11 protein-coding genes are annotated in these 17,673 nt (G+C 39.7%); 9 read left to right on the top strand and 2 right to left on the bottom strand.

What is annotated here, in order from left to right; all coding sequences use genetic code 11:
* Positions 1 to 45 precede the first annotated feature (45 nt).
* Positions 46 to 1,329: a UDP-N-acetylmuramoyl-tripeptide--D-alanyl-D-alanine ligase gene (locus tag FCR2A7T_RS06035; protein WP_023570397.1), complete on the bottom strand. Its 1,284-nt coding sequence runs from the start codon at positions 1,327 to 1,329 to the stop codon at positions 46 to 48.
* 70 nt (positions 1,330 to 1,399) lie between these two features.
* Positions 1,400 to 3,112: a gliding motility lipoprotein GldJ gene (gene gldJ, locus FCR2A7T_RS06030; protein WP_035117458.1), complete on the bottom strand. Its 1,713-nt coding sequence runs from the start codon at positions 3,110 to 3,112 to the stop codon at positions 1,400 to 1,402.
* A 211-nt stretch (positions 3,113 to 3,323) separates the two neighbouring features.
* Here gldJ and porU point away from each other — a divergent pair, with 211 nt between their 5' ends.
* From porU to FCR2A7T_RS05985, 9 genes are all read left to right on the top strand, one after another.
* Positions 3,324 to 7,193: a type IX secretion system sortase PorU gene (gene porU, locus FCR2A7T_RS06025; RefSeq protein ID WP_023570395.1), complete on the top strand. Its 3,870-nt coding sequence runs from the start codon at positions 3,324 to 3,326 to the stop codon at positions 7,191 to 7,193.
* A gap of 39 nt (positions 7,194 to 7,232) precedes the next feature.
* Positions 7,233 to 8,426 (top strand): type IX secretion system outer membrane channel protein PorV, encoded by a 1,194-nt coding sequence (porV, locus tag FCR2A7T_RS06020; RefSeq protein WP_023570394.1) that lies wholly within the window; start codon positions 7,233 to 7,235, stop codon positions 8,424 to 8,426.
* 73 nt (positions 8,427 to 8,499) lie between these two features.
* Positions 8,500 to 8,982 carry a cytidine deaminase gene (cdd, locus tag FCR2A7T_RS06015; protein WP_023570393.1) on the top strand — a complete coding sequence of 161 codons (483 nt, stop codon included), beginning with the start codon at positions 8,500 to 8,502 and terminating at the stop codon, positions 8,980 to 8,982.
* Positions 8,983 to 9,079: 97 nt separating this feature from the next.
* Positions 9,080 to 10,078 (top strand): pyruvate dehydrogenase (acetyl-transferring) E1 component subunit alpha, encoded by a 999-nt coding sequence (pdhA, locus tag FCR2A7T_RS06010; RefSeq protein WP_023570392.1) that lies wholly within the window; start codon positions 9,080 to 9,082, stop codon positions 10,076 to 10,078.
* Between the two features lie 6 nt (positions 10,079 to 10,084).
* Positions 10,085 to 11,695 carry a pyruvate dehydrogenase complex dihydrolipoamide acetyltransferase gene (locus FCR2A7T_RS06005; protein WP_023570391.1) on the top strand — a complete coding sequence of 537 codons (1,611 nt, stop codon included), beginning with the start codon at positions 10,085 to 10,087 and terminating at the stop codon, positions 11,693 to 11,695.
* 68 nt (positions 11,696 to 11,763) lie between these two features.
* A complete protein-coding gene (locus FCR2A7T_RS06000) occupies positions 11,764 to 12,444 on the top strand; it encodes an SDR family NAD(P)-dependent oxidoreductase (RefSeq protein ID WP_023570390.1) in 681 nt (226 codons plus the stop codon).
* A 3-nt stretch (positions 12,445 to 12,447) separates the two neighbouring features.
* Positions 12,448 to 13,047 (top strand): SprT-like domain-containing protein, encoded by a 600-nt coding sequence (locus FCR2A7T_RS05995; RefSeq protein ID WP_023570389.1) that lies wholly within the window; start codon positions 12,448 to 12,450, stop codon positions 13,045 to 13,047.
* 44 nt (positions 13,048 to 13,091) lie between these two features.
* A complete protein-coding gene (locus FCR2A7T_RS05990; RefSeq protein ID WP_023570388.1) occupies positions 13,092 to 14,156 on the top strand; it encodes a mannose-1-phosphate guanylyltransferase in 1,065 nt (354 codons plus the stop codon).
* A gap of 5 nt (positions 14,157 to 14,161) precedes the next feature.
* Complete coding sequence (locus FCR2A7T_RS05985; RefSeq protein WP_023570387.1) at positions 14,162 to 17,662, top strand: gliding motility-associated C-terminal domain-containing protein; 3,501 nt, start codon at positions 14,162 to 14,164, stop codon at positions 17,660 to 17,662.
* Positions 17,663 to 17,673: the final 11 nt, after the last annotated feature.

Genomic DNA, 17,673 nt, shown 5'->3' with positions numbered 1-17,673 from the left:
TAAATAATAAATAAAAAAAAGCCGCTAATTAAGCGGCTTTCAGGGTTAAATTATTTCTAAAGTTCGTTCCAGGGCCATGCCTCGCGAACCTTTTATAAGCAGGGTTTTTCCAGTGGGGTGACTGTTTTGGAAAGCCGAAGCAAAATTTTCAAAAGAGTTGTAAAAATGCAAATGTTGGTTTTCGGTTTTGTTGGAATAAAAATCTTTACCGATGAAGTGTGTTTCTATTTGTGTTTCATTATGAAGCAATGCTACAACTTTTTTATGTTCATCTAAGCTTTCTTTTCCCAATTCGAACATGTCGCCTAAAATGGCAATTTTGTTGCTTCCATCCAGTTGAATGAAGTTTTGAATCGCCGCGGCCATGCTGCTCGGATTTGCATTGTAAGCATCAAGGATAATTTGATTTCCGTTTTTTTCCAGCAATTGAGAGCGATTGTTTGAAGGGATATAGTTTTCAATTGCCTTTTTGATGTCGGTGTCGGTTACGTTGAAATATTTTCCGATGGTAATCGCGGCATTGATGTTGTTGGCGTTATAAATACCTATTAAATGAGAGTTGATTTCCAGACTATCAAAATTAATTTTTACCATTGGATTAGCGCTGATAGCATCAATTTTTACATCGCTTTTTTCGTTCAGGGAAAAAGTGAAGCGGGTTAGTTGTTCTGTTTTTTCTTTTTGAATGGGATCGTCCAGATTTACAAAAGCGGTTTTGTGATGGTTTTCTAAATGATTATACAACTCACTTTTGCCTTTAATTACGCCTTCAACGCCGCCGAAACCTTCTAGGTGAGCTTTGCCGAAATTGGTAATGTAGCCATAATCGGGTTCGGCAATAGTGCAAAGCATTTCAATTTCTTTCTGATGATTAGCGCCCATTTCAACAATGCCGATATCGGTGTTTTCATCAAATGAAAGTAGGGTTAAAGGAACTCCGATGTGATTGTTTAGGTTGCCGATTGTTGCTCCGGTAATGTATTTTTTAGAAAGGACTGTGTTGATGAGTTCTTTTGTAGTTGTTTTTCCGTTACTTCCGGTTAATGCAATTATTGGAAGTCCTAATTCCTTTCTGTGGTAGTGTGCTAGTTCCTGTAAGGCTTTAAGGCTGTCGGGTACCAAAAGCATTTTGTCTTCGTCGGTGAAGAATTTTTTGTTGTCGATTATCGCAAATGCGGCGCCTTGGTTTAGGGCTTGTTGCGCAAATTCATTGGCGTCGAAGTTGTCGCCTTTGAGGGCTACAAATAAACAGTCGGAAGTGATCTTTCGCGTATCCGTACAAACGCCGGTGCTTTGTAAAAAGCATTGATAGATTTCTTCAATTTGCATAGGAAAGTGTGTATAAAAATAAAAGCCCTAAAATAGGGCTTTTATTGTATAGTATGAAAATTTTTGTGAATTAACCTCTTGGTTTTTTCTTGTTGTCTTTCGGACCTACTTTAGACATTGCGCAACGGAAACCAATGTAGTCAGTAGCCATGTCTTGTGGGTAGTATCTTCTTGATGCTGGATCTAACCAATATGCTCTATCTCTCCAAGAACCTCCTTTGTAAACTCTTGAATCGTCATTTACTAAAGTTGTTCTTTTAGAAGATTTGTCGAATTGTCTTTTCATTGTTCCTAAACTGTCAACCGAAATTTGGTGTTTAGGTGAATCGTACATTCTTTTGTTGTCGTTTCCTTTTTTGTCTCCGCCTTCTTCGTCAGAATCGGCAAATTTAAAGTAACGTGTTGATTGTTTATCACCATCTCTGTAGTTTCTGTTGTCAGAAGTAGAGAAGTTGTATCTTAAGTACGTTTCGTTTTCGTCAACCGGAACCTGAGCAATTTGTCCAGGGAAGTTTCTTGCTAAAACTTTACCGTTACTTAAAGTATCGTATTTAACGTTTTCAGGTGTAACCATTTCCACTTTTCCGTCTTCACCAATTTTATTTTTGGTATAGACGTTACCTCTAAAGTAGTTGAAGTCATTTGCTTCGTCGTCAACCATTGGACGGTAAACGTCTTGTACCCATTCCGCAACGTTACCAGCCATATCGTATAAACCAAAATCATTTGGAGCATAAGATTTAACTTTGTTCGTAATATCGGCACCGTCATCAGACCATCCAGCTATTCCGCCGTAATCTCCTTTTCCTTGTTTGAAGTTTGCCAATTGGTCACCTCTTTGAGCTCTTTTTCCGTTACGGGTGTATTGTCCGCTCCAAGGATATTTCTTTTTACCTTTATAGATATTGTACTCTCTGATTCCATTTAAAGACGTTGCAGCATATTCCCACTCTGCTTCTGTTGGAAGTCTGTACTCCGGTAAAATGATTCCCGAAGATCTTTGTGCGAATACATTTTTAGGTTCGATAGTTTTACCGTCTTTCGTAGTTTGAGGTTTAGCGTTTTTGCCTTTAGCTCCTTTTCTGCCACGGAAAACAATTTCTTCGTTACCACCACGTGCAGTTGAAGGACTTGCTAAATAAGCCTCAGTACTGAACGTGTTTGTTGCATCCACTTCATTAACTTTAGCGTCTTTTTTAAGGTATTGCTCTCTTTCAAGAATAGCTTCGTTCACACGGTCTGTTCTCCATTTACTGAATTCAGAAGCCTGAATCCAGTTTACACCAACAACTGGGTAACTTCCGTATGCTGGATGTCTTAAATAGTTATTGGTCATCGTTTCGTTGTAACCCAAACGATTTCTCCAAACTAAAGTGTCAGGAAGTGCTCCTGTATAAATGTTTTTGTAATTTTCATCTTCAGGAGGGAATACGGTTTTTAACCAAAATAAGTATTCAGCATACATCATATTGGTAACCTCAGTCTCATCCATGTAGAATGATTGAACGTGTTGTTGGTTTGGTGAGTTGTTCCAGTCGTGCATCACGTCATCTTCAACTTTACCCATGGTAAATGTTCCACCTTCTACAGAAACCATTCCAGGAGGCGTTTCTTGTTTTTTAAACTTGTCGTTGTACTGGAAACCACCCTTTTTGTCGTTGATTTTCCATCCAGTTGCCTGTGAACCTCCTTTGGACGACCCTTTTTTACTACAACTAGTAAAAGATATTGCCAGCGCTAATGCTGCAAACATCTGTAAAGTCATAATTCTTCTAATTTTCATACTTCAAGTAGGTAATAAATTTAGTGCCGCAATATAGTAATTAACCATTAAACCGCAACAACTTTTTTATAAATTATTAAAAAAAATATAAATTCGTGTTAAACCTCTTTGGGATAACGCTTTTGTTCAATATATATTGTGTAAAATTAGTTAATAAAGAAAATATTTTTTCTATTTGTAATAACTTTTGAAATAATACGTTTTCAATATAATGAAAAAATATTTACTTCTCATATTATTGTCGGTTACTTTTTTTTGTTTTGGTCAACAAAGAGAGGAGCTTGTTGTAGAATGGAAACCTGCAGAAAAATTTTATATAGATTCCATTCCCTTTCTGATTCCTCAGTTTAAAATTGAGAATTTAGAATTCAATGCTGTAGATAAAACACTACTTTTTCGCAAACGTATTAATGTTCAGGCTCCAGTTGATGAAAATTCGCTTCAGATTTCAAATATAGTCTACGAACCGATTGCGAGAGAAGATTTGAAAGACCTTTCATTTGGTAAATTGCCCACGCAACTCAATGCGACTATTAATTATACGGTGGGCAGGGATGTTCAGAGTGTAATCCTTTCCTTTTCGCCGATTATTAATGACGGCAATGGAGTGAAAAAAGTGAAATCGTTTTCGTATTCTTTTTCAAATGCCCAAGTTTCCGGTCGTAATAACGCAGCAAGAAATGCTATCGTAAATTCAGCTTTGGCTTCGGGTGATTGGTATCGCTTTTACATTGAGAAATCAGGGATATACAAATTGTCCAAAGGGTTTCTTCAACAGTTAGGATTCGATACGAATGTTGATCCGAGAAGAATTAAAATTTACGGCAATGGAGGACGTATGGTTCCGTTGCTTAATTCTGTTTCGTATCCAATGGACGTTGAAGAAAATGCGGTTCAGGTAATTGGAGAAGAAGATGGTTCTTTTGATGGTGATGATTATGTGCTTTTTTATGCCGAAGGAGTGGATGTTTGGAATGATGACAGTGATACCAGCGTAAATCTGTACGATTCCAAGTCATATTATTATGTGACCTCGCAAGGAGGGAACGGAAAACGTATTACTCTTGCAACGCAACCTGGATCTGCTCCGAATATGGTTTTTACAACATTTGACGATTATCAGTATCACGAGGTAGATAAAACCAACGTAGGACGATTGGGCCGAAAATGGGTAGGCGAAAATTTCAACATCGAAAATACGCAGTCTTTTGATTTCAATTTTCCGAATCTGGTGACTTCAGAGCAGATTGCTATAAAGGTAAATGTGGTTTCAGCGTCCTACGGTAACAGTTCCTTTAAAATTAAAGCCAATACGCAGTTGTTAAATACACTTAATTTTCCTGCTTTGGATCCCTCTGTGCATGTTGCGGCTTATGAAAAGGTTTTTGAGGGTGTTTTTGCATCTTCATCGCCAAATGTAACGGTGCAATTGGAATATGATAATGGGGGTGTGCCTTCGTCAGACGGTTATCTCGATAATATTGTTCTTGTCGCCAAAAGAAAATTGCAGGGGTACGGCCAACAATTTTTATTCAGAAACGATTTGGCCGGTTCTAATATAGGTGTAGGAGAATATCAATTGTCAGCTGCTTCCGGAATTTCTCAGGTTTGGGATGTGACTGATATCTATAATGTTTCGAAAATTGACAATTCGGGCCAGGCAAATTTTTCGTTTAAAGCCGTCTTGGGAGAAGTGCGAAAGTATGTGGCATTGGATTTGTCAAACGTTTATACACCGCCGAGTCAGTCCTCTACCCGAATTGCCAATCAGAATTTAAAAGGAACGGTTTTTAAAAATGATTTGGGAGTTGATGTCGATGTTGATTATGTCATAATTACGCCAACCTCTTTAAAGGCTCAGGCAGAGAAGTTAGCGAACTTTCATAGGAATTATTCGCATTTAAATGTAAAAGTGGTTGAGCTTCCTTTGATTTATCAGGAGTTTTCTTCCGGCAAACAGGATATTGGTGCTATTCGGAACTTCATCAAATACATTTATTTCAACAATCCGTCCTATCCCAATAATAAAATCAGATATGTGAATCTCTTTGGAGATGCTTCTTTTGATTATAAGAACAGGATTTTTGGGAATACCAATGTGGTTCCGGTATTTGAATCACTTTTCAGGGTTACGCCGAATTCAGGTGCAACACCAGTTAATTTTTCCAACTACCTGACTTTTATGTCGGATGATTTTTATGCATTAATGCATGACGGCGAAGGAACGATGCAAACGATTGAAGATTTGGACATCGCTGTAGGAAGAATGTTGGTTAATTCACCGGAACAAGCAGATCAGATGGTGAATAAAGTCATTGAGTACCATGATGAAAAGTCTTTCGGAAGATGGCGCAATCGTTATGTGATTATTTCTGATGATGCCGAAAATACAACAGATGCCACGTTACAGCAAAATTTGGATAATCTGGCCGAAGTGCTATATGCGGCAAAACCGTTTATCAATGTAAAGAAAATCCATTCCGATTCGTATGTTCAGGTAACTGCGGCAGGTGGAGAACGATATCCTTCGGTGAATGAGGATTTCATCAACGAGTTGGAAAGCGGTGGGTTGGTCTTTAATTATTTCGGACATGGCGGGGAAGACGGTTTGGCGCAAGAAAGACTATTTGATAAGGCAGCTGCGCAAAATTTGAAAAATCAATACCGTTATCCTTTATTTGTTACAATAACCTGTGAATTTACCCGTTTTGATAATCCGTTCCGACCAACGGCAGGTGAATATATGTATTGGAACAAGGCCGGGGGTGCCGTGGCTTTGGTGACCACAACCCGTGAAATAGGAATATCTACCGGTGAAAATATCAATCAGGTATTGAATTCGAAATTGTTTTCTTTCGGATCCAATAATTATGAATCGATTGCGGAAGCATTGCGTCAAACCAAGAATCAAACGTCTTTTGGTGATCGTAATGTTGTTTTTTGTGTTGGCGATCCGGCGCTCAAACTGGCTATACCTAAACCGAAAATACGATTGACTAAAATTAACGATGTACCGGTTACACAACCAACCGATACTCTGAAAGCATTGAGTTATGTAAAACTCACAGGAGAAGTGGTGGATGAGTTTGATAATTTGCAGTCCAGTTATAATGGTGATTTGGCGGTGCAGATTTTTGATAAGAACCTTAATCGTTCCACATTGGGGAATGATTTTACGGTGAATAGTAGTAATCAGTTAATTATAATGAATTTTGTAACTTTAGGGGAAACAATTTTCAGAGGAAATGCCGCAGTTACAAACGGGCAATTTGAATTCGGATTCATAGTTCCTCGGGATATTCGTATTCCGGTTGGAACAGGGCGCGTAAGTTTTTATGCTAAAAATAATCAGCCTTTGGACGACAATACAGGGTATGATTTAACGGTCAAGGTGGGTGATATTAATGCGAATGCGGTTGCGGATAACCTGCCGCCACGCATCCGATTGTTTATGAATGACAGGTCGTTTGTTTCGGGTGGAATTACGAATGCTTCACCAATATTTTTAGCCGATCTTGAGGATGAAAACGGAATCAATACCGCCAGTGGTATTGGACATGATATAGTAGCAATATTGGATGGTAACGAGAATAATCCGTATATCCTGAATGATTATTATGAAACTGAACCAAACGATTATACCAAGGGAAAGGTTAGGTTCCCATTTCGTAATTTGGCCAAAGGTTTGCATACCATTACGTTAAAGGTTTGGGACGTGTATAATAATTTTGCCACTGCAGAAATTCAGTTTATTGTAATGGGGGATGAGGATGTGTCGCTTACCAATGTTTTGAATTATCCGAATCCGTTTGTGAGTTATACTGAGTTTTGGTTTTCCCATAACCGGCCTTTTGAAACCTTGGATGTTCAGGTGCAAATCATGACCATCACAGGGAAAGTGGTAAAAACGATCAATCAGTCGGTTGCCACGGAAGGGTTTTTAAGCCGTGAAATTAAATGGGATGGAAAAGACGATTTCGGAGACCGTATCGGAAAAGGTGTCTATGTGTACAAGTTGACGGTAAAATCTTTGAGCACAAATAAAATAGCGGAAAAGATTGAGAAACTTGTAATACTTTAATAAAATAGTATATTTGTTCAATTAATTAGTATAATAAAAATGAAGAAATTATCCATAGTGTCCTTGTTCTTGCTTGTTTTTCAATTGGTTAATGCGCAAGATAGAGTGATTACGACAGGGGTTCCTTTTTTGTTGATTTCTGCAGATGCCCGTGCGGCAGGTATTGGTGACATGGGTGTTGCTACTTCAGCAGATGTTTTTTCACAACAATATAACCCTGCAAAATATGCTTTCTCTCCTAATAAATATGGATTTTCAGTTAGTTACACCCCTTATCTGACAAGTATAGCAAACGATATTTCATTGGGTCAGGTTACTTTTTATGACCGTATCAACGAGCGTAGCGCTTTTGCTGCCAGTTTGCGTTATTTTGGTTTAGGAGATATCGAATTGAGAGAAACCGGAGATCCTGGAGAAATTCCAAGAACGGTAAGTCCGAACGAATTAGCTTTTGACCTTTCGTATTCTTTGAAATTAAGCGAACAGTTTTCGATGGGAATCGCGGGACGTTATATTCGTTCCAATTTAAAAATTCCGGATGGCAACACTGATGCTTCGGCGGCCAACTCTTTTGCGGTTGACGTGGCGGGGTTCTATCAGTCGGAAGAATTCGCCATGAGCGATTTTAATGCAAAATACCGTATAGGTTTCAATTTGCAGAACATGGGTCCGAAAATTTCCTATGATGGCGATGTGGAGCGTAGTTCGAATTTTCTTCCGTCAAACTTGAAATTGGGAGGTAGTTTTGATTTTATCCTTGATGAATACAATAAGGTTTCGGTTATTGGAGAGGTAAACAAACTAATGGTGCCTACCCCTGAAAAAGTGGTTCCGGTTGATCTAAACAACGACGGTACTATTTCACAATCGGAAATCAATACCGCATATTCGGAAGCGAATCAGCGTTATAGAAAAATAGGTTGGGCTTCCGGTCTTTTTAAATCGTTTGGGGATGCGCCGGATGGTTTCGGAGAAGAGCTAAAAGAATTTACTTGGGCTTTAGGGGCAGAATATTGGTATCAGGATTCTTTTGCTTTCAGAGCCGGATATTTTAATGAAAGTGTAGAAAAAGGAGCAAGAAAATTTGCAACTATAGGAGCCGGATTCAAATACAATATTGTTAAAGTGGATGTTTCTTATTTGTTCTCCACTTCGAAAGTTAGAAATCCTTTAGAAAATACATTGCGTTTCTCCCTGACGTTTAATTTCGGAGATTCGTATGATGATTTATAATAAAAAGAAATAATAAATGAACTATCCAAATTCGTAATGAGTTTGGATTTTTTGTCTGTAATAATTTGATTAAATGAAGAACATTAGTGTTACATCGAGCTTTTCGGTTTATGAATCGTTGGAAGAGCTTTCTCCTGAAGTGAAAGATTTGATGATTCAGGCAATAGAAATCAGAAAGAAGGCCTATGCGCCGTACTCAAGATTCAGGGTGGGGGCTGCGATATTGCTGGATAATGGTAAAGTGGTACTGGGGTCGAATCAGGAAAATGCAGCATACCCTTCGGGATTGTGTGCGGAAAGAGTAGCGATATTTCAGGCCGGCGCAATTTATCCGGATGCCAAAATTTTAAAAATGGCCATTTCGGCAACGGCAGACGATAAGGAAATGACCGAGCCGATCCCTCCTTGCGGGGCTTGCCGACAGTCGATTGCCGAGTATGAGTTCCGTCAGGATTTGCCAATAGAAATTTATTTCATGGCGGCAGTCGGGAAAGTGTACAAGTCGGATTCGCTTAGAAATTTATTGCCCCTGATGTTTGATAAAAACTTTTTGTAAAAAGAATAATTTTAACGGCTTTAAATTTTCACGTATTAAAGGGAAGTGCTATTTTTGCATTTCGCAAAATTGTGTAATATAGCTTAAAAGCGCAACAATGAAACCAATCACAAAAGAAGTTTACCTTAAATGGTATGAAGACATGCAGTTCTGGAGAAAGTTCGAAGACAAACTCGCTGCATTATACATTCAACAGAAAGTTCGCGGATTTTTGCATTTGTATAATGGACAGGAAGCGGTATTAGCGGGAGCTTTACACGCGATGGACTTATCTAAAGACAAAATGATTACCGCTTACCGTAACCACGTTCAGCCAATCGGAATGGGAACAGATCCTAAGCGCGTAATGGCAGAATTGTTAGGTAAAGTTACCGGAACCTCAAAAGGTATGGGTGGATCCATGCACATTTTTGATAAAGAACACGGGTTTTATGGTGGTCACGGAATCGTAGGGGCGCAAATCCCTGTAGGTGCCGGAATCGCTTTTGCCGATAAATATTTCAATACCGGTGGTGTTACCTTGACTTATTTTGGAGATGGAGCCGCGCGTCAAGGTTCATTGCATGAAGCCTTTAATATGGCAATGTTGTGGAAATTACCAGTGGTTTTCATTGTAGAAAATAATGGGTATGCAATGGGAACTTCTGTGGAAAGAACTGCCAATCATACCGATATCTGGAAACTAGGTTTAGGCTACGAAATGCCATGCGGACCGGTTGATGCGATGAACCCGATAAAAGTGGCGGAAGCGATGCACGAAGCCATCGAAAGAGCCCGTCGTGGGGATGGACCAACATTCTTAGAAATGAAAACGTACCGTTACAGAGGACATTCGATGTCGGATGCGCAACACTACAGAACCAAAGAAGAAGTAGACGAGTACAGAAAAATCGACCCGATTACTCAGGTTTTAGATATCATCAAAGAAAACAACTATGCTACTGAAGCAGAAATCGAAGCCATAGACCAAAGAGTGAAAGACCTGGTGGACGAATGTGAGAAATTTGCGGAAGAATCGCCATATCCGGAAGTGAATCAACTATACGATGTGGTTTACGAACAAGAGAATTATCCATTTTTACCACATAAATTATAATCGATTATGGCAGTAGTAATTACCATGCCGCGTTTGAGCGACACCATGACCGAAGGCGTTGTGGCCACTTGGTTAAAAAAAGTGGGTGATACCGTTAAAGAAGGCGATATTCTTGCGGAAATTGAAACGGATAAAGCAACAATGGAGTTTGAATCGTTCAATGCAGGAACGCTTTTACATATTGGAATTCAGGAAGGCGAATCGGCTCCAGTGGATTCTCTTTTGGCAATAATCGGTGCGCCGGGTGAAGATATTTCGGCTTTGTTGAGCGGAGCAAACGCATCGGCTCCAAAAGCGGAAACAGCTCCTGTTGCAGAAGCAACTACGGAAGCTCCAAAGGCTACTGTTGAAATTCCGACAGGAGTGAAAGTGGTTACCATGCCGCGTTTGAGTGATACGATGACCGACGGTACGGTGGCAACTTGGTTGAAAAAAGTGGGCGATACCGTTAAAGAAGGGGATATCCTTGCAGAAATCGAAACCGACAAAGCAACAATGGAATTTGAGTCCTTTAACGCAGGAACACTTTTGTATATTGGGGTTAGTGAAGGGCAAACGGCTCCGGTTGATAGCATTTTAGCAATCATCGGCCCTGCGGGAACAGATGTTTCCGGAATTGCTGCTAATTTTACAGCAAACGGTTCGGTTGAAGCTCCAAAAGCAGCAGCTTCAGTTGAAGTGAAAACAGAAACTACTGCTGCACCAGTACAAACTACCAATGCAGGCGGAAGAATTTTTGCCTCACCATTAGCTAAAAAAATTGCTCAGGATAAAGGAATCGACTTGTCTCAGGTAAAAGGTTCCGGTGAAAACGGAAGAATCGTTAAAGGCGATGTGGAAGGATTCACTCCTCAGGCAGCTGCTACACAAACGGTTTCAGCCCCTGCTGCTACAACAACTGCACCAGTTGTGAAGCCATTCGTTCCGGCCGGAGAAAAATTCCAGGAAGAAATCAAAAATTCGCAAATGCGTAAAACGATTGCACGTCGTTTGGCAGAATCGAAATTCACAGCACCACATTACTACTTAACAATCGAAGTAGCAATGGACGAAGCAATGAAATCGAGAGCGGTAATCAATACAGTACCCGATACGAAAGTGTCGTTTAATGATATGGTAGTGAAAGCGTGTGCGATGGCGTTGAAAAAACATCCACAGGTAAATTCACAATGGAGAGAAGATGCCATGATTATCAATCACCACGTAAACATCGGTGTTGCCGTTGCTGTGGAAGACGGATTGGTAGTTCCGGTATTAAATTTCACCGATCAGATGAGTTTGACACAAATTGGTGCTGCGGTTAAAGATTTGGCCGGAAAAGCCAAAAACAAAAAACTGACCCCGGCCGAGATGGAAGGAAGCACGTTTACCGTTTCCAATTTGGGAATGTTCGGAATCCAGTCGTTCACATCCATCATCAACCAACCGAATTCGGCGATTTTATCCGTAGGGGCTATCGAAGAAAAACCGGTAGTGCGAAACGGACAAATTGTTGTGGGTAATACGATGACAGTTACTTTGGCTTGCGATCACAGAACCGTAGACGGAGCAACCGGAGCGCAGTTCTTGCAAACGTTAAGACAATATTTGGAAAATCCAGTAACAATGTTGGCGTAAGTCCGTTGTTCTTAATAAATTAAATCCCGTTTTGAACTTCAGAACGGGATTTTTAGTATTTTAGATTTATGAATAAAAACATAATTATTACCGGAACTTCCCGAGGAATTGGTTACGAACTGGCGTTGCAATTTGCAGCTGCCGGACACCAGGTTTTGGCGGTTTCCCGAAAAATTCCGCAAGGTTTGTTGGGGAACCCGAACATCAGTTGCCTTTCTGTGGATTTGTCTCTGAATGAAGATTTGGATAAAGTGGCTAATTTTATTGCTTCGGCTTGGAAAAAAGTGGACGTAATTATTCACAACGCCGGTTCGCTTTTAAACAAACCTTTCGGAGAAATTACCTCGGGAGAATTTGAAAATGTTTATAAAGTGAATGTTTTCGGTGTGGCCAATCTAACGCGAATTTGCATTCCGTATCTTCAGAAGGGAAGCCATGTGGTTACCATCAGTTCGATGGGAGGCATTCAGGGCAGTATGAAATTTCCGGGTTTATCTGCTTACAGTTCCAGTAAAGGCGCGGTAATTACCTTGTCCGAGTTATTGGCTGAAGAATATAAAGAACAAGGAATCGCTTTTAACGTTTTGGCTTTGGGCGCTGTTCAAACCGAAATGTTGCAGGAAGCTTTTCCGGGTTATGAAGCCCCGATTTCTGCAAAAGAAATGGCCGATTATATTTTCAATTTTGCCTTAACCGGAAACAAATATTATAACGGAAAAGTGCTGCAGGTCTCATCTACAACGCCCTAATGAATGAGTGAAGTACTTCTGAAATATATTCCCGAACACGCGGTTCCTCCTTGTTTTGAGTTAATCAAAACCAATAACGTTCATTTGAAAATTGTTAATGAACGGGTAACGCGTCATGGAGATTACAGAAGGCATCCCGATGGATTTCATCAGATTACGGTAAACGCCAGTTTAAACAAATATCGTTTTTTGATCACACTGATTCACGAAATTGCCCATCTGGTCGCTTTCGAAAAATACGGCAGAAACATCAAGCCTCACGGCGATGAATGGAAGTTGACGTTTCAGCGTTTGATGGTGCCATTCATTCGGCCGGAAATCTTTCCAAGTCAGCTCTTGCCTTTGTTGGCGAGGCATTTCAGAAATCCGAAAGCGAGTAGCGATACCGATGCCACTTTGTCGTTGGCACTAAAACAATTCGATCCGGTTAATGATAAAAATTATATCTTTGAGATTCCGTATGGTAGCGTTTTTCGTATACACAACGGAAAGATTTTCAAAAAAATAGCACTTCGTACCAAACGGTATGAATGTATAGAACTAAGTTCGGGAAGAATTTATCTGTTCAATCCGAATGCGGAAGTGGAATTGTTATCCAACTAAAACTTTGCGACTTTGTTACTCAGTAACTTTGCAACTCAGAAAAAATGAATAAAAATTATTACGCAATATTAATGGCCGGAGGTGTAGGGTCTCGATTCTGGCCAGTAAGTACCACAGAATTTCCCAAACAGTTTCACGATATGTTGGGGACGGGGGAGACTTTAATCCAAAAAACCTTCAGTCGTTTGTCGCAATTGATTCCGAAAGAAAATATTCTGATTCTGACGCATGAAAGTTATAACGACTTAATATTGCAACAGCTTCCTCAGGTAAAACAGGAACAGATTGTTTTAGAACCCGCTATGCGAAACACTGCTCCGTGTATTTTGTATGCTTCTCTGAAGATCAAAAAGCAAAACCCCGACGCCGTTATGGTGGTGGCGCCAAGCGACCACTGGATTGAAGATGAGGTACAGTTTGTAGCAAACCTTCAGCGCGCTTTTGATATGTGTGAACGTGAAGAAACGCTCATGACTTTGGGAATTTTGCCGACATTTCCCAATACAGGTTACGGTTATATTGAATACGATAAATTGGATACCCGTCCGATAAAAAAAGTAGTTCAGTTTCGTGAAAAACCCGATTATGCTACGGCTAGAAAATTTATTCAAAGCCGTAACTACCTTTGGAATGCCGGGATTTTTATTTGGAGCGTAAAATCGATATTAAAATCGTTTGAACATTTTCAGCCGGCCATGTTTGCCCACTTTATGGATGGTTATGAAGCCTACAATACTGATAAGGAAGCGCTTTTTATAAAAGAGAATTATCCGAAAGCTGAAAACATATCCATCGATTATGCCGTAATGGAAAAAGCACAGAATGTTTTTGTGTTGCCTGCCACTTTTGACTGGAACGATTTAGGGACTTGGGGATCGTTATACGATAAATTACCAAAAGACGAACAAGATAATGCAGTGGTAAACGCAACCGTTATACTGGAAAACGCATCTAATAATATAATTCGTACAGAAGGTAAGAAATTGGTTGTGATTGACGGCCTTCAGGATTTTATTATAGTTGATAAAAATGATGTTCTGCTGATTTACCCGAAAGGGAAGGAACAGGATATTAAACGAATCACCACCATGGCCAATGAAATAAAATAAATTGTATGCACAAAGCCCTTATATCGTTTTTGTTTCTCTTGTTTTCAACTGTTTCGTTTGGACAATTGGCAAATTTTTCACTACAGGTTGTTGCAACAAACGAAACCTGTAGCGGTAATGGGACGCTTACTTTTACAGTTTCCAATAGCACACCGGGCGCAACCATTGTTTATACGATATACCGGCTACCGGATGTAATTACTCCAATTAGCATAACCAGTGCCAATAGTTTTACGGGTCTTGTTGCCGGGAATTACAGGGTGGTAGCAACACAATCTTTAGGAGCTTTGTCAAACTCCCAACAACAAGATGCATTAATTTTAAATCAGATTTCTCCGATTCAATACAGTCTTACCCGACAAGATGTATTGTGCGGAAACGATGGTAAGATTTTTGTAAATCTAACCCAGGGAACACCTGTTGGATATGAAATTATTTCTGGTCCTATGATTAGGCCTTTGCAAACTTCAACTGTTTTTACCGGATTGACCATTGGAACGTATCAGGTGCGTGTTTTTGATTCATGTGGGGATGGAATTGTAAAAGATATTACTATATCACAGCCCTCGCGGCCAAATGTTATAATTGGCAGGCTTTCTGAAGATGGTTTTACCTGTAGTACCATTCAAGTCGGAATTGAAATTCTTAGCGGTACTACTGATTTTCAAAATATAATTGCATATCCGCTTACTGTTGAATGTACAGTTCACCCGCCGACAGGTCCTTCAGTTGTTGTAACACAAAATTATTCCATCGGAAATTTACTTTCGGAATCATTACTGATGCAGATTCCTTTTTTTTATGATCAGCTGTATACGTACGATTTGAAAATTACAGATGCATGCGGGAACGTTTACCAACAAAATAATAATGAAATCGAGATTCATTTGGCATTAGCGGTGTCGGAAACGATGGAGTCTTGCGTAAAAAAAATTGTGGTAAGTCCTGCAAATTTTGTTGCTCCGTTCACAGTAAACTTTTTATCGGCTCCGGCCGGATTTAATCCAACAGCCTATAACAGTGCCCATCCCGGACCGTTTAATGAAGGCCAGGAATATTTTAACTTGACCACACCTTATCCGGATGGTACTTATTCGATTCAGGTTACGGATGCCTGCGGTAGATCAATAATTAATAATTATACAACTCAGGAGATTCCTCTGGATTTTGCAGTTTTTGAAATTGATGATGCCTGCGTTCGAAAGATACTTGTACAAACCGGAGTAAATGTAGCTTTTACAGTTGAGTTTTTATCGGCCCCCGTTGGTTTTAATCCTTTGGTTTTTAATCCTTTACATCCAGGTCCTTTTTCAGGCCGTGCAGAATATTATAACTTGTCGGTACCTTACCCACAAGGAACCTATGTGGTTAAAATTACGGATGAATGCGGAAGAACAGCAACCAGGACTTTAATTACAAATCCGTTTACGGGTTCTGCCTTAAATAAATTTTTTCTTCCAGGTTGTGAAATAGGGGAAGGGTCAGTACTGATGAGCACTAATGAAATGTATCAAAGTGTCAGGATAACTGCCGCACCATCCGGATTTTCTCATGCGTTGCCTTATGATGTGAGCCAGAATATTAAATTCGATACACATTTTTTTTCAATGAACTCACTGCCAGCAGGAACCTATACTTTCAGTTCAACAGACACCTGTAATCATTCACGTACGGATACTGTTACCATTACAGGATATCAGGTTTATTCCAATGTGGTTACAGTTACGCAGCATTGCAGTTCTTTTGATGTTTTTTTAAATTTTGATTCAAATTCATTTTCAAGTAATCTTTGGCTTCAGAGGTATGATCCGGTAAATAACACTTGGGGGCATCCGCAAACTGGATATTCGAGCGGAACAATGTTCTCTCCTTTAAATGCCATGTTGTTAAGCAATCATACAAATAATGTTAATTTGAATTTCATGGGTAGATTCCGAGTAGTAAATACCTTTTCTGTCTTTGGTAATGGAGAAAACCCAAATGTGGAATGTCAAAATGTTCTTCGTGAATTTGAGTATTCCTCGGGGCCTAAAATAAGGAATTTATACAGTTACTCGTGTTCCAATAATCTGTTTGACGTTATTGTTGATGCTATTGGTGCCGAGCCGTTGCAATATAGGATTACCACTCGAAACGGGCAGCCTTTTATAGTGAATAATGCTAATTCGTCTGTCTTTATGGGCTTGCAGCCTGGAGTTTACAATTTTCAGATTGAAGATGCCTGCGGAAATATTTTAAATCGGATTTATGATATCAGTTCACCGGTTAGTTTTTCAATTAGGACAGACAATCTGTGCGAAGGTCAGACCGGAAATTTAATTGTTCCGTATTTTTCCTTTTTAAATTATGAATGGTGGAAAGATAATATTACCACAGCAATTCTTAGTACAACCAATGTTTTGTCATTGCCCAATTTTAATATGGCATCAGATGCTGGAGTGTATCATGTACGAATAACAAATCCGGGAAACCCCAATTCGTGTTTGAATACGGTGTTGGATTTTACAGTTTCAAACCAGCTCAATACGCCAAGAGCAGGTACTGGAAACAACGTGAATCTTTGTGGGGCTCAGGGAACAATTAACCTCTTCGGTTTTTTAAGCGGAACCTACGATACTATCGGGACATGGGAAGAAACCTCTTCGAGTGGTATGCTGATCAATCATTTGTGGAATGCTTCAGGAATTGTTTCGGGAGTTTATACGTTTAAATACAGTGTTAACGGTTTGTGTGGTAATACTGCTGAAGCGATTGTACAGATTGGAGTCAATCCTATTCCTCAAACTCCTATTGCTACTGGTGATAATGCGCTTTGTGAGGGGGATTCCCTTCATCTTTCTGCTTCCGATATTCCGGGAGTTACTTATCAATGGACCGGACCAAACGGATTCAGTTCAGACAATCAAAATCCGGTATTGGATAATGTCACAGTTTCTGCTCAAGGTACCTATACCGTTGCAGTAACTCAAAATGGATGTGTGTCCGAAACTGATAGTGTTGAGGTTGTGGTAGATAAATTGCCTTATTTTTCCGTGAAAGATAACTGTCAGAACAATTTGACTTATCTGACTGCCACTGTGTTGGATTTGAATTCAAATTCGTTGACTTATACATGGACTTATCCGGACGGAACCGTTCAGAATGCAAACCCTATTAATGTAACCGGAACCGTAACCGGATTGTACACGTTAACCGTAACTACTGCCAACGGTTGTTCCGTTACCAATATTTTTCCTCTTGCCTGTACCAATTGTGGTATTCCGAAAGGCGTTTCTCCAAATAATGACGGCCTGAACGATACTTTTGATTTGTCTTGTTTAAGCGGAATCACCAATGTGAAAATTTTCAACAGGTATGGCGTAAATGTTTTTGAAAAAGAGAATTATGTAGACGATTGGACCGGTAAAGATTATAATGGGAATCTGCTTCCCGCTGCCACTTATTATTATGTCGTGAAATTCGACTCTGGCGATGTGAAAACCGGTTGGGTGTATCTGAATTATTAGACTATAAAAAA

The sequence above is a fragment of the Flavobacterium cauense R2A-7 genome, from assembly GCF_000498475.1.
Lineage (GTDB): Bacteria > Bacteroidota > Bacteroidia > Flavobacteriales > Flavobacteriaceae > Flavobacterium > Flavobacterium cauense.
The sequence above is the reverse complement of the archived record's forward strand: the minus strand, read 5'-3'. Positions and strand labels throughout refer to the sequence as shown.

Coding starts and splice junctions, on each gene's coding strand:
- gldJ (WP_035117458.1), bottom strand. CDS start 3,112: ATGAAAATTAGAAGAATTATGACTTTACAGATGTTTGCAGCATTAGCG.
- FCR2A7T_RS06000 (WP_023570390.1), top strand. CDS start 11,764: ATGAATAAAAACATAATTATTACCGGAACTTCCCGAGGAATTGGTTAC.
- FCR2A7T_RS06005 (WP_023570391.1), top strand. CDS start 10,085: ATGGCAGTAGTAATTACCATGCCGCGTTTGAGCGACACCATGACCGAA.
- pdhA (WP_023570392.1), top strand. CDS start 9,080: ATGAAACCAATCACAAAAGAAGTTTACCTTAAATGGTATGAAGACATG.
- cdd (WP_023570393.1), top strand. CDS start 8,500: ATGAAGAACATTAGTGTTACATCGAGCTTTTCGGTTTATGAATCGTTG.
- porV (WP_023570394.1), top strand. CDS start 7,233: ATGAAGAAATTATCCATAGTGTCCTTGTTCTTGCTTGTTTTTCAATTG.
- FCR2A7T_RS05985 (WP_023570387.1), top strand. CDS start 14,162: ATGCACAAAGCCCTTATATCGTTTTTGTTTCTCTTGTTTTCAACTGTT.
- porU (WP_023570395.1), top strand. CDS start 3,324: ATGAAAAAATATTTACTTCTCATATTATTGTCGGTTACTTTTTTTTGT.
- FCR2A7T_RS05995 (WP_023570389.1), top strand. CDS start 12,448: ATGAGTGAAGTACTTCTGAAATATATTCCCGAACACGCGGTTCCTCCT.
- FCR2A7T_RS05990 (WP_023570388.1), top strand. CDS start 13,092: ATGAATAAAAATTATTACGCAATATTAATGGCCGGAGGTGTAGGGTCT.
- FCR2A7T_RS06035 (WP_023570397.1), bottom strand. CDS start 1,329: ATGCAAATTGAAGAAATCTATCAATGCTTTTTACAAAGCACCGGCGTT.